At 63.3% G+C, this 11,915-nt stretch carries 11 protein-coding genes; 7 read left to right on the forward strand and 4 right to left on the reverse strand.

All coding sequences use genetic code 11. From position 1 onward, the window contains the following. The first annotated feature begins 22 nt into the window (after window positions 1–22). The 6 genes from rbfA to AC4P1R_RS16410 all read left to right on the forward strand — a co-directional run bounded on the left by rbfA (window position 23) and on the right by AC4P1R_RS16410 (window position 7,757). Window positions 23–430 carry a 30S ribosome-binding factor RbfA gene (gene rbfA, locus AC4P1R_RS16385; RefSeq protein ID WP_069459867.1) on the forward strand — a complete coding sequence of 136 codons (408 nt, stop codon included), beginning with the start codon at window positions 23–25 and terminating at the stop codon, window positions 428–430. 2 nt (window positions 431–432) lie between these two features. Then, complete coding sequence (gene truB, locus AC4P1R_RS16390; protein WP_069459866.1) at window positions 433–1,368, forward strand: tRNA pseudouridine(55) synthase TruB; 936 nt, start codon at window positions 433–435, stop codon at window positions 1,366–1,368. A 352-nt stretch (window positions 1,369–1,720) separates the two neighbouring features. Further along, complete coding sequence (locus tag AC4P1R_RS16395) at window positions 1,721–3,436, forward strand: sensor histidine kinase (protein WP_069459865.1); 1,716 nt, start codon at window positions 1,721–1,723, stop codon at window positions 3,434–3,436. Between the two features lie 182 nt (window positions 3,437–3,618). Then, entirely contained in the window at window positions 3,619–3,888 is a 270-nt protein-coding gene (gene rpsO, locus AC4P1R_RS16400) for a 30S ribosomal protein S15 (protein ID WP_069459864.1), read from the forward strand. Window positions 3,889–4,342: 454 nt separating this feature from the next. Further along, window positions 4,343–6,487, forward strand: coding sequence for a polyribonucleotide nucleotidyltransferase (pnp, locus tag AC4P1R_RS16405; protein ID WP_069459863.1), 2,145 nt, complete (start codon window positions 4,343–4,345; stop codon window positions 6,485–6,487). Between the two features lie 253 nt (window positions 6,488–6,740). Further along, window positions 6,741–7,757, forward strand: a complete 1,017-nt coding sequence (locus AC4P1R_RS16410) for a class I SAM-dependent methyltransferase (protein ID WP_069459862.1) — start codon at window positions 6,741–6,743, stop codon at window positions 7,755–7,757. A 66-nt stretch (window positions 7,758–7,823) separates the two neighbouring features. On the opposite strand, the gene fabI is transcribed toward AC4P1R_RS16410, so the two are convergent. Genes fabI through fabA form a run of 3 tightly spaced genes read right to left on the reverse strand, consistent with a single transcriptional unit; the run spans window position 7,824 to window position 10,421 of the window. Beyond that, the gene (gene fabI / locus AC4P1R_RS16415; protein ID WP_069459861.1) at window positions 7,824–8,630 is read right to left on the reverse strand and encodes an enoyl-ACP reductase FabI; all 807 of its coding nucleotides are present in this window, start codon (window positions 8,628–8,630) and stop codon (window positions 7,824–7,826) included. A 4-nt stretch (window positions 8,631–8,634) separates the two neighbouring features. Next, window positions 8,635–9,855: a beta-ketoacyl-ACP synthase I gene (fabB, locus tag AC4P1R_RS16420; protein ID WP_069459860.1), complete on the reverse strand. Its 1,221-nt coding sequence runs from the start codon at window positions 9,853–9,855 to the stop codon at window positions 8,635–8,637. A 50-nt stretch (window positions 9,856–9,905) separates the two neighbouring features. Next, window positions 9,906–10,421 (reverse strand): 3-hydroxyacyl-[acyl-carrier-protein] dehydratase FabA, encoded by a 516-nt coding sequence (gene fabA / locus AC4P1R_RS16425; RefSeq protein WP_069459859.1) that lies wholly within the window; start codon window positions 10,419–10,421, stop codon window positions 9,906–9,908. Window positions 10,422–10,793: 372 nt separating this feature from the next. Between fabA and irrA the strand changes: the two genes are divergently transcribed. After that, window positions 10,794–11,216 carry an iron response transcriptional regulator IrrA gene (gene irrA / locus AC4P1R_RS16430; protein WP_069460031.1) on the forward strand — a complete coding sequence of 141 codons (423 nt, stop codon included), beginning with the start codon at window positions 10,794–10,796 and terminating at the stop codon, window positions 11,214–11,216. Between the two features lie 18 nt (window positions 11,217–11,234). Here the strand turns inward: irrA and AC4P1R_RS16435 are convergent, their stop codons facing one another. Then, complete coding sequence (locus tag AC4P1R_RS16435) at window positions 11,235–11,870, reverse strand: trimeric intracellular cation channel family protein (protein ID WP_069459858.1); 636 nt, start codon at window positions 11,868–11,870, stop codon at window positions 11,235–11,237. Window positions 11,871–11,915: the final 45 nt, after the last annotated feature.

The following is an 11,915-nucleotide window of genomic DNA, read 5'->3' on the forward strand; positions in this document are numbered from 1 at the left end:
CAGGCGGTCCGGGATAAAAACGATGACTAGACCCACATCCTCCGCCCCGTCCCAGCGCATGCTGCGCGTCGGCGAACAGGTGCGTGCCGCGATCACGCAGGTGCTGCAACGCGGCGAAGTGCGCGATCCTGTGATCGAGAAAACGGTGATTTCCATTTCCGAGGTGCGCATGTCGCCCGACCTCAAGATCGCCACCGCCTATGTGACACCGCTTGGCGTCGTGGATCACGCGGCGATCATCGAGGCGCTGAACAAGCATGCGAAGTTCATCCGCGGCCGGCTCGGACCGCAGCTTCGGCAGATGAAATACATGCCGGACGTCCGATTCCGCGACGACACCAGCTTCGACAACTACAAGAAGATCGACGCGCTGCTTCGCTCGCCCGAAGTCAGCCGCGATCTCGATCCGGATTCCGAAGACGAAGAATAAGAATGTCCAAACCGCGCAAACCCAAGGGCCGTCCAATCTCGGGCTGGCTTATTCTCGACAAGCCGCTCGACTACGGTTCCACCGAAGCGGTCTCCAAGATCAAGTGGCTGTTCAAGGCACAGAAGGCGGGTCACGCCGGCACGCTGGATCCGCTTGCCTCCGGAATGCTGCCGATCGCGCTTGGGGACGCGACGAAGACCGTTCCCTATGTGATGGATGGCCGCAAGATCTACGAATTCACTGTGGCCTGGGGCGAGGAACGCTCGACCGATGACCTCGAAGGCGAGGTCGTCCGCTCGTCGGCCGAGCGGCCGAGCGAGGAGGCGATCCGCGCTTTGCTGCCGAAATATACAGGTGTCATCGCACAGGTGCCGCCGCAGTTTTCGGCGATCAAGATCGACGGCGAGCGCGCCTACGACCTCGCGCGCGACGGCGAGACCGTGGAGATTCCGGCGCGGGAGGTCGAGGTTTTCCGTCTGTCCTTGATCGGCTGCACGCCGCATCTGGCCCAGTTCGAGATCGAATGCGGCAAGGGAACCTATGTCCGCTCGCTTGCCCGCGACATGGGCCGCGACCTCGGCTGCTTCGGCCATATAGCATCGCTCCGCCGCACCTTCGTCGCTCCCTTCGGCGAGGAGGACATGGTGCCGCTTGCCGAACTCGTTGCGCTGGAAAAGATAGAGGACGAGGCGGAGCGGCTTGCCGCCCTCGACGGCTGCCTCATCGAGACCGGCGAAGCGCTTTCCGACCTGCCGCATGTTGCGGTCAACGACGATCAGGCGTACCGACTCCGGATGGGAAATCCGATCATCCTGCGGGGTCGAGACGCGCCTCTGCCGGCCCCTGAAGCCTATGCCACGGCGCGCGGCAAGCTCGTCGCCATCGGGGAGGTCGCCGAGGGTGAATTCCGGCCGAAGCGCGTATTTGCCGGTCAGTGAGCAATCCAGCGCATCGGCCCGAAAATCGTAGCGCGTCTGAAAAGACGCCACTATGCATAACGGTAGCGTAAATGGGTTTGGCGGCGCCCCCACCACAACCATGAGGCGGCACTGTGATCGTGCGCGCCACGGCTGAGTAATCCCGTTGAATTGCCGCACGTCTTCGTTGTCATATCGAGGGAGATCCGCATCAGGCGCCGCCGAAAAGTCATTCCCGTCGAAGCAAGCGCGCGTATACTCCTATTGACGCGAAGGGAGTGAAGTGTGTCGATCGGATTGCCCCCACCTCGTGTGCCGGCGGGCGGATGAGGGGATACACGGTCTTACATCCCAAGGGCAAAAGGCGATCCGGATGATTGAAGTGAGCAAGAGTGAGCGAGAGATCTCTGGCGGCGGCTTACAGTCGGTAGCTAGCTACATTCGCCACTACCTCCGGCGTCCCTTCAGCTTCTACCTGATTTCGCTCCTGTTGATCGCAATCATACCGCCCTTCATCTTCTCGCTGGTGATCCTGAAGCGCAGCCTCGATGCACAGGAGCAGGTGGTTACCTCGCTGCTCAAGGCCTCGACCGGATCCGTCACGCGCATCGTCGAGCGCGAGGTGGAGGGAATGCTGACGACGCTGAAGGTGCTTTCGACCTCGCCGGCGATCGATCCTGACAAAATAGGCACCTTCTTCGATCGCGCGTCGGTGGCGCTCGCCGATTCCGATTCCGACATGATCATGATCGACCGCAACCACAATCTGCGCCTGAACACACGCTTTCCCCTCGGAACGCCGCTCGGCAAGGGTTCGGATCCAGAAATCGAACGCGCCTTCACAAGCGCCACGCATTCCGTCTCGGGCGTCTTCTTCTCCGAAGCGAGCGGGCGATGGGTCTTCAGTGTCTACCTGCCCTATATGGCTTCGGACGGAGAGCAATATCTGCTGGGCCTGACCCAGGATGCTTCCAGCATGGGAAAGGCCGTCAACCGCGAGACGCTGTCGCCCGGCTGGAATGCGGCGCTGGTCGATCGCGCGGGCAAGGTCATCGCCTCCTCCGATCCGGTGGTGAGGTCGGGCGAGCCGTTCTTTCTGAAGACGCTGCCGGCGATCAGCATCGGTGTTGGCAATGTCAGTGCGAACGGCACGGAATATCGGGTCGCATCGGAATTCTCCGTTGTGTCCGGCTGGCGCATCGTCGCCTGGGCGCCGCGCGAGATCGTCGATCAGCCGATGGTTTCGTCATTCCTGTGGCTGTCGCTCGGCGGAGTCCTCTTCGCGGGGATCGCAATCGCGGGTTCGCTGACGATCGCGCGGCTGCTGACGCAGGGCGTCAAGCTCCTGGCGCTCGACGCGCGGCGTCTCGGTGCCGGCGAAGCGATCGAGCCGCGCCGCTATGTGATCGCCGAAGTCGAGGCCGTGTCGGCGGCTCTGGCGCTCGCGGCGGCCGCGCGCACCCGGGCCGAAGCGGAAATTCGCCTTCTGATGCGCGAAGTCGCCCACCGCTCGAAAAACCAGTTGACGGTCATCCAGTCGATGCTCGCCCAGTCTGCCGCGTCCGCCGACGATACGACGGAATTCGTCGATGCATTCCGCCGGCGCCTGGCTGGGCTGGCGCGCTCGACCGACCTGATGCTTGCCAATGCCGCGCTCGGGGTCGAATTCCGCGAGCTGGTGCTGGGCCAGTTGCAGCCCTTTATGCCCGACGATCAGAACCGTGTCATACTCAAGGGTCCGGATCTGCGGCTGGACACGCAAATGGCCCAGACGCTCGGCATGGTTTTCCACGAGCTGTCGACCAACGCCATCAAGCATGGTGCTCTCGCCAATCCGGCCGGGACGATCATGCTGGAGTGGTCAATGGAGGAGAAAATGCTCGTCATTCGTTGGCGCGAGCGGGGCGCGAAGATAAGCGTCTCGAACAAGGCCAGGCCCCGCAGAGGGTTCGGAACCGTCGTGATCGAGCGCATGCTCGGCATGGCACTGAGCGCCGAACTGGAGCGAACGACGCATGCCGACGGCATCGAATGGCTGATTCGCATCCCGCGTGACGGGGGGGATAGCCGCGAGGAAGCGGCGTCGTGAGGGGTCGGGAGGCGCCTGTGCGGACGGCGCAAGCGCCAGTGGTGCATCGCCCTTTCCTTTTGGACCGGTTTCGGTTATAGGCACGCCAGCGAAGGGGCGCTGCCTCTTCGTGTGAACGGCCGCGGCTGGACGACATCCCGGCTGCCGGCGACCCCGAAATCCTCGAACGAAAGGATCATCCGATGTCGATCGCTGCAGAGCGCAAGGCTCAACTCATCAAGGAATTCGCGACCGCCGAAGGCGATACCGGCTCCCCGGAAGTCCAGGTTGCGATTCTGACGGAACGGATCAACAATCTGACCGAGCACTTCAAGGACCACAAGAAGGATAATCATTCCCGCCGTGGCCTTCTCGCGCTGGTTTCCAGCCGTCGTTCGCTCCTCGACTATCTGAAGAAGAAAGACGAAGCGCGTTACACCAAGCTGATCGGTGCCCTCGGCATCCGTCGCTGATAAAGCTGACCGGCGGGTCGCCTGGCGATCCGCCGGCTTTTTTTGGCGCTCGCGCGCCGCAATGCATGTTTCCATAAATCGGAACCGATTTAAGGCTAGAAGACATGCAGGCAATCGAAATGCTGCACCGACATCGCGCCTTGAGAAAAGCCGCGCTTCGCTGCAGAAATCGTCTCCCCAGGAGCGCCGGACGCGCTTGAAAGAAAGGGGGGATTGTCCAGCGAACCGGATGGGCCGGTATCGCGGATCAACCGATGGCCCGTCATGGGGCAGGATTGCAGGATGCTTCGGCGCCTGCTTGCCGAGGCGCTTCCCTGCGGGTGCGCAGCAGGCGGCGAGCGGCCGGTCTTATCAGAAGCCTCCCGTTGTCTTGCCCGTGATGCGCCATAAGCGGCATTGAGATCGCCCGCGCCGCAGTGGCCGCGGACGCTCTCCCGCACACGAAGGACAGAACATGTTCGAGACCCACAAGGTAGAAATCGAATGGGCTGGGCGTCCGCTCAAGCTCGAAACCGGCAAGATCGCCCGCCAGGCCGACGGTGCCGTTCTCGCCACCTACGGCGAAACCGTCGTGCTTGCCACCGTCGTTTCGGCCAAGGCGCCGAAGCCCGGCCAGGATTTCTTTCCCCTGACCGTCAACTATCAGGAAAAGACCTATGCCGCCGGCAAGATCCCCGGCGGTTACTTCAAGCGCGAAGGCCGCCCGTCGGAGAACGAGACGCTTGTTTCGCGCCTGATCGACCGTCCGATCCGCCCGCTTTTCCCCGAAGGCTACAAGAACGACACGCAGGTCATCATCACCGTCATGCAGCATGACCTGGAGAACAATCCGGACGTCGTGTCGATGGTCGCCGCCTCCGCTGCGCTGACGCTTTCCGGCGTTCCCTTCATGGGCCCGGTCGGCGGCGCCCGCGTCGGTTACATCAACGGCGAATACGTCCTGAACCCGCATCTCGACGAGATGGACGAGTCCACGCTCGACCTCATCGTCGCCGGCACCCAGGACGCCGTGCTGATGGTCGAGTCGGAAGCGAAGGAACTGCCCGAGGACGTGATGCTCGGCGCCGTCATGTTTGGCCACAAGGGCTTCCAGCCGGTGATCGACGCGATCGTCAAGCTTGCCGAAGTCGCCGCCAAGGAGCCGCGCGAATTCGATCCGGAAGACCATTCCGCGCTCGAAAACGCCATGCTCGAACTTGCCGAGGCCGAACTGCGCAACGCCTACAAGATTACCGAGAAGACTGCGCGCTACGCCGCCGTCGATGCCGTCAAGGCGAAGGTAAAGGAACATTTCCTGCCGGAGGGCGTCGAAAACCCCGGCCATACCGCGGAAGAGATCGCTCAGGTGTTCAAGCACCTGCAAGCCAAGATCGTCCGTTGGAACATCCTCGATACGCAGAGCCGCATCGACGGCCGCGATCTCGTAACCGTTCGCCCGATCGTCGCCGAAGTCGGGCTCCTGCCGCGCACCCACGGCTCCGCACTCTTCACCCGCGGAGAGACGCAGGCAATCGTGGTTGCCACGCTCGGTACCGGTGAAGACGAGCAGTATGTGGATTCCTTGACCGGCATGTACAAGGAAAACTTCATGCTGCATTACAACTTCCCGCCCTTCTCGGTCGGCGAAACGGGGCGCCTCGGCTCTCCGGGCCGCCGCGAGATCGGTCACGGCAAGCTCGCCTGGCGCGCCATCCACCCGATGCTGCCGACGGCTGAGCAATTCCCCTACACGCTGCGCGTCGTCTCCGAGATCACCGAATCGAACGGCTCGTCCTCGATGGCGACCGTCTGCGGCACCTCGCTGGCGCTGATGGATGCCGGCGTGCCGCTCGCCAAGCCCGTTGCCGGCATTGCCATGGGCCTGATCAAGGAAGACGAGCGTTTCGCCGTTCTCTCGGACATCCTCGGCGACGAGGATCATCTCGGCGACATGGACTTCAAGGTCGCGGGCACCGAATCTGGCATCACCTCGCTGCAGATGGACATCAAGATCGCCGGGATTACCGAGGAGATCATGAAGGTCGCGCTCGACCAGGCGAAGTCCGGTCGCGTTCACATCCTCGGCGAAATGGCCAAGGCGATCTCCGAAAGTCGCGGTCAGCTCGGTGAGTTCGCGCCGCGCATCGAAGTCATGAACATCCCGGTCGACAAGATCCGCGAAGTCATCGGATCCGGCGGCAAGGTCATCCGCGAGATCGTCGAGAAGACCGGCGCCAAGATCAACATCGAGGACGACGGCACGGTCAAGATCGCCTCGGCCTCTTCGAAGGAGATCGAGGCCGCCCGCAAGTGGATCCACTCGATCGTTGCCGAGCCGGAAGTCGGCCAGGTCTACGAGGGCACGGTCGTGAAGACCGCCGACTTCGGCGCCTTCGTCAATTTCTTCGGCGCCCGCGACGGCCTCGTCCACATCTCTCAGCTCGCCTCCGAGCGCGTCGCCAAGACGACCGACGTCGTCAAGGAAGGCGACAAGGTCTGGGTCAAGCTGATGGGCTTCGACGAGCGCGGCAAGGTCCGCCTCTCCATGAAGGTCGTCGACCAGACGACTGGCAAGGAGATCGTCGCCGAGAAGAAGGATGGTGGCGAAGCGGCCGAATAAGCCGGCATTGCCGCAAGAATGCGAGCGTGGCTCCGTGCGCAAGTGCGGGGCCACGCCCGTTTCCGCCGTTATGAGACCCCTCCCCAACCCCTCCCCACATAGTGGGAGGGACTCAGTGCTGCACCCGCCTGCCGCCATCTGCACCTCCGAAATCGGGGAGCCGTTGAGGAATGGAGAGGCGGTGCGACAGGTAAGCCCCTCCCCCTTGTGGGGAGGGGTTCCTCCGCTGACCTTGAAACCGGAATCCACCCCCATGAGCCGTGACGCGCTGAAAACCCTCTTCCATCCCTTCGACACAGGCATCATCGACCCGCCGGGCGAAGACGAGCGCGTTCTGTTCCTCGGCGCCGAGGCCGGTTACCGACTGCCGGAAGGCTTCGCCGGATCGATCGCCGCCGTGCAGCCGCTGCGGCCGCTCTATCGCGCCTTGGCGGCCGCCCGCATCGACGTTGCGCCCGTCGCCGCGGGTGAGGACTACGACCTGGCGCTGGTGCTCTGCGGCAAGCACAAAGGCGAGAACGAGAACAGGATCGCCGAGGCGCTGAAGCGCACCCGCGCCGGCGCGTTGGTGGTCGTCGCCGGCGGCAAGGAGGATGGCATCCAGCCGCTGCGCAAGAAGATCGGCAAGTTAGGCTGGGATGGCGATTCCATGCCGAAATACCATGGCGTCGCCTTCTGGTTCACGCGCCCCGAGGACGTTTCAGAAGCCGTCTCCAGGCTCACGAAAGCGCCGGTGCACATCGAAAGCCTGTTCGAGGCCGCGCCCGGCATGTTCTCGCATGACCGCGTCGATGCCGGCTCGGAGTTGCTCGCGTCGCGCTTGCCGCGCGATTTCACCGGACATGCGGCGGATTTCGGAGCCGGCTGGGGCTATCTTTCGGTCAAGCTCGCCGAGGCGTCCCCGGGTCTCAAGGGCATTGATCTCTTCGAAGCGGATTACGAGGCGCTGGAGGCCGCACGGGCCAATATGACGGCGAACGCGCCCTCGACGCCGGCGCGCTTCTACTGGCACGACCTGACGGCCGAGGAGACGCGCGACAAGTACGACCTGATCGTCATGAACCCACCCTTCCACGAAGGGCATGCGGCGGAACCGGCGCTTGGCGCGGCCATGATCGGGGCCGCCGCCAAGGCCTTGAAGCAGGGCGGCCGCCTGCTGCTGGTCGCCAATCGCGGCCTGCCCTACGAACAGGTCCTGTCGGAAGGTTTCAGGGAAAGCGGCGAAACCTGCCGCAATGCGCGCTTCAAGGTGCTCTGGGCGAAGCGCTGAGCGGCTTTTCGGCTCGCCCTCCATCCGCCCATTGTGAGCCGCTGGTGCGAATCTCGCCCGGCGGTGTCACTCCGCGTCGGCGATCCTGAGCGTGTCCAGCGTCGGCATGGAGGTGATGTTGTAGCCCGAATCCACGTAATGGATCTCGCCGGTCACGCCGCGGGAGAGGTCCGAGAGAAGGTAGAGCGCCGAGCTGCCGACGTCGTCGATCGTGACGGTGCGGCGCAGCGGCGAGTTCTTCTGTTGCCAGGAAAGCATGGCGCGCGCGTCGGAGATGCCGGCGCCGGCGAGCGTGCGGATCGGGCCGGCGGAGATTGCGTTGACGCGGATGCCGCGGACGCCGTAATCGGCGGCGAGATAGCGCACCGAGGCCTCGAGTGCAGCCTTGGCGACGCCCATCACATTGTAGTTCGGCATGACCCGCACCGAGCCGCCATAGGTTAGCGTCAGCATGGTGCCGCCCGCGCTCATCAGATCGGCGGCACGCCTGGCGATCTCCGTGAAGGAGAAGCAGGAGATCACCATGGTGCGGCTGAAATTTTCCCGGGTCGTGTCCGCATAGAGTCCCTTGAGCTCGCTCTTGTCGGAGAAGCCGATGGCATGGACGATGAAGTCCAGCTTGCCCCAGCGCTCCTTGATCGCGGCGATGGCGGCATCGACCGTGGCGATGTCCTCGACGTCGCAGGGCAGCAGGAAGTCGGAGTCGAGTTCGGCCGCCAGCGGCTTCACGCGTTTGCCGAGCGCCTCGCCCTGATAGGTGAAGGCCAGTTCCGCACCCTGCGCTGCCAGCGTTTTCGCAATCCCCCAGGCAATGGAATGATTGTTGGCCACACCCATGATGAGGCCGCGCTTTCCGTTCATCAGTCCGTTCATGCTGTTATCCGTTGTAGCGCTGGAACACGAGCGTTGCGTTCGTGCCGCCGAAGCCGAAGGAGTTCGAAAGAACCGTGTCGATCTTGGCATTGTCGATCCGCTCACGCACGATCGGCACGCCTTCGAATTCCGGGTCCAGTTCGCGGATATGGGCGCTTTCGCCGATGAAGCCGGCCTGCATCATCAGCAGACCGTAGATCGATTCCTGTACGCCGGCCGCACCGAGCGAGTGGCCGGTGAGCGACTTGGTCGATTGGATGTGCGGAATTCTGTCGCCGAAAACCTCGCGAATGGCGCCGATTTCCTTCTGGTCGCCGACCGGCGTCGACGTGCCGTGGGTGTTGATGTAATCGACCTCGCCCTTCACGGTCGCGAGCGCCTGGCGCATGCAGCGCACGGCGCCTTCGCCGGAGGGGGCGACCATGTCGTAGCCGTCGGAGGTCGCGCCGTAGCCGACGAGTTCACCATAGATCTTGGCGCCGCGAGCCTTTGCCCGCTCCAGTTCCTCGAGTACCACCACCCCTGCGCCGCCGGCAATGACAAAACCGTCGCGGTCGGCGTCATAGGCGCGCGAGGCGCTTGCCGGCGTGTCGTTGAAGTTCGAGGACATCGCGCCCATCGCGTCGAAGAGGTTGGACATGGTCCAGTCGAGGTCTTCATGGCCGCCCGCGAACATCACGTCCTGCTTGCCCCACTGGATCATCTCCGCCGCATTGCCGATGCAATGCGCCGAGGTCGAGCAGGCCGATGAGATCGAGTAGTTGACGCCATGGATCTGGAACCAAGTCGCAAGCGTCGCGGAGGCCGTCGAGGACATGGCCTTCGGCACGGCGAAGGGGCCGATGCGCTTGGGGCTCCCGTTCTTGCGGGTGATCTCGGCCGCTTCGACGATGGTGCGCGTCGAGGCGCCGCCCGAGCCCATGATGATGCCGGTGCGCTCATCTGTAATGTCGGCAGCTTCCAGGCCGGCATCCGCGATCGCCTGCTTCATCGCCACATGATTCCAGGCGCCGGCCTGCGACAGGAAGCGCATGGCGCGCCGGTCGACGTGGTCGGTTGGATCGAGCGTCGGCCGACCCCAGACCTGGCATTTGAAACCGTGTTCGGCGAAATCCGGAGAAAACGTGATGCCCGACTTCGCCTCGCGCAGCGACGCGGTGACTTCGTCTGCATTGTTACCGATCGAGGAAACGATGCCGAGGCCCGTTACAACAACCCGTCTCATAATTGATGACCTTTTCTTCGGTTGGATCCGTGCGGGTCAGGGCCCGCAGTTCAATCGGCCTTTTCCTGGAAAAGGCCGACCCTGAGGTCGGTAGCCCTGTAGATCACTTCGCTGTCGGCCTTCATCCAGCCATCGGCGATGCCGAGCACCAGCCGGCCGCGCATCACGCGCTTGAAGTCGATGCCGTATTCGACCAGCTTGGTCTTCGGCGTCACCATGCCGGTGAACTTCACCTCGCCGGTGGAGATGGCACGGCCCTTGCCGAGTTCGCCGAGCCAGCCGAGAAAGAAGCCGGTCAATTGCCACATGGCATCGAGGCCGAGGCAGCCCGGCATGACGGGATCGCCCATGAAATGGCAGGGGAAGAACCACAGATCCGGCGTGATGTCGAACTCGGCACGCACATAGCCCTTGTCGTGCGGACCGCCGGTCTCCGAAATATCGGTGATGCGGTTGAACATCAGCATCGGCGGCAGCGGCAGCTGTGCATTGCCGGGGCCAAACATTTCGCCTCGGCCGCAGGTCAGGATTTCCTCATAGCTGAAGCTGGATTGTCTGGTGGTCATGAAAGGTTGTTTCCCCGCGTGTCTCAAGTGTTGTCTGCCTGCTTTAGAGCAAGCGCGGCCCGAATTGAAGCGCAGCCCGTCGGTGACTGCAGTTTGTCACGTTCTTTCAAGTAGAGCGACATTGCGGTTTGGAAAACCGCTTTGGCATTGTCCTCCATTTCGCTCCCTGTGGCGATATCGTTCCGCCGTCGCTTACAGTATGAATGTGGCCACGGCCAGAGTTAAATGCCAGCCTTCCCCCGCTTTGGCCCGATTTTCAGGCCTTTGCGCGCTACTTCCGGCCTAGAATCTATTGAAAGCAACGGCGCTAGAAGTTATATCGCAAGCTGATGGTCCATGGTCCTCAAGCAGGAATATCGGAACGGTTGCCGTATGACGAAAGCAATGGAGATATCCTCGCAGGAGAGGCTGCGCAAATCGGGCTTGCGTCCGACGCGCCAGCGCGTGGCGCTTGCCGATCTCATCTTCGCCAAGGGCGACCGCCACCTGACGGTGGAGGAACTGCATGAGGAGGCGGTCGTCGCCGGCGTCCCGGTATCGCTCGCGACCGTCTACAACACCCTGCACCAGTTCACCGAGGCGGGAATGATCCGCGTTCTCGCCGTCGAGAGCGCGAAGACCTATTTCGATACCAATGTCTCGGACCACCACCATTTCTTCGTCGAAGGCGAGAACGAGGTCCTCGACATTCCGGTGAGCAACATCCAGATCGACAATCTGCCCGAGGCGCCGGAAGGCATGGAAATCTCCCATGTCGATGTGGTGATCCGCCTGCGCCGCAAATCCCGCTGCTGAGCGGCTGACCTTTCATTATCACATCACCTCGTTCGGGTCGCGGCCCGGCCCCGCCTTGCCGGTCGGCAGCGTCCAGCCGTATCGAAGCGCCCCGCCGCGCACGGCAAAGGCGGCGGCCACGCCGAGCGCCGAGCTTGCCGCGAGAGGCAGTCCGGCGATCGTCGCCAGCACGAAACCGCCGGCACCGACGAGCGCCGCGGTGACGTAGATCTCTGGCCGGAGCAGCACCGAAGGCTCGCCGGCGAGGAGATCACGCAGGATCCCGCCGAAGGTTGCCGTCAGCATGCCGGTCACCAGCGCGACGATCGGCGAACCGGTGGCCGCGAGCCCCTTTGCCGCGCCCATGACGCAATAGGCCGAAAGGCCGATCGCATCGAGCCAGACGAGCATCCGGTAGCGCGACTCCAGACGGTGGGCCCCGAAGAAGACGAGAAGGCCGACCACGGCGCAGACGACGAGATAGGCCGGGTTGACCGCCCAGAACACGGGAGTGGCGCCAAGGACGACGTCGCGCATCGTACCGCCGCCGATGCCGGTCACCGAAGCCAGGAAGATATAGCCTATGATGTCGAGCTGCTTGCGCGAAGCCGACAGTGCGCCGGTCGCCGCAAAGACGGCGACTCCGGCATAGTCGAGAAATTCAAGAATCGGCATCGGGCTCCCCGCGTCATGGTGGGTGAGTTGCAGGCTGGCGCAGCT

The sequence above is a fragment of the Sinorhizobium sp. Y406 genome (assembly GCF_058732025.1).

Coding starts and splice junctions, on each gene's coding strand:
- rbfA (WP_069459867.1), top strand. CDS start 23: ATGACTAGACCCACATCCTCCGCCCCGTCCCAGCGCATGCTGCGCGTC.
- truB (WP_069459866.1), top strand. CDS start 433: ATGTCCAAACCGCGCAAACCCAAGGGCCGTCCAATCTCGGGCTGGCTT.
- AC4P1R_RS16395 (WP_069459865.1), top strand. CDS start 1,721: ATGATTGAAGTGAGCAAGAGTGAGCGAGAGATCTCTGGCGGCGGCTTA.
- rpsO (WP_069459864.1), top strand. CDS start 3,619: ATGTCGATCGCTGCAGAGCGCAAGGCTCAACTCATCAAGGAATTCGCG.
- pnp (WP_069459863.1), top strand. CDS start 4,343: ATGTTCGAGACCCACAAGGTAGAAATCGAATGGGCTGGGCGTCCGCTC.
- AC4P1R_RS16410 (WP_069459862.1), top strand. CDS start 6,741: ATGAGCCGTGACGCGCTGAAAACCCTCTTCCATCCCTTCGACACAGGC.
- fabI (WP_069459861.1), bottom strand. CDS start 8,630: ATGAACGGACTGATGAACGGAAAGCGCGGCCTCATCATGGGTGTGGCC.
- fabB (WP_069459860.1), bottom strand. CDS start 9,855: ATGAGACGGGTTGTTGTAACGGGCCTCGGCATCGTTTCCTCGATCGGT.
- fabA (WP_069459859.1), bottom strand. CDS start 10,421: ATGACCACCAGACAATCCAGCTTCAGCTATGAGGAAATCCTGACCTGC.
- irrA (WP_069460031.1), top strand. CDS start 10,794: ATGACGAAAGCAATGGAGATATCCTCGCAGGAGAGGCTGCGCAAATCG.
- AC4P1R_RS16435 (WP_069459858.1), bottom strand. CDS start 11,870: ATGCCGATTCTTGAATTTCTCGACTATGCCGGAGTCGCCGTCTTTGCG.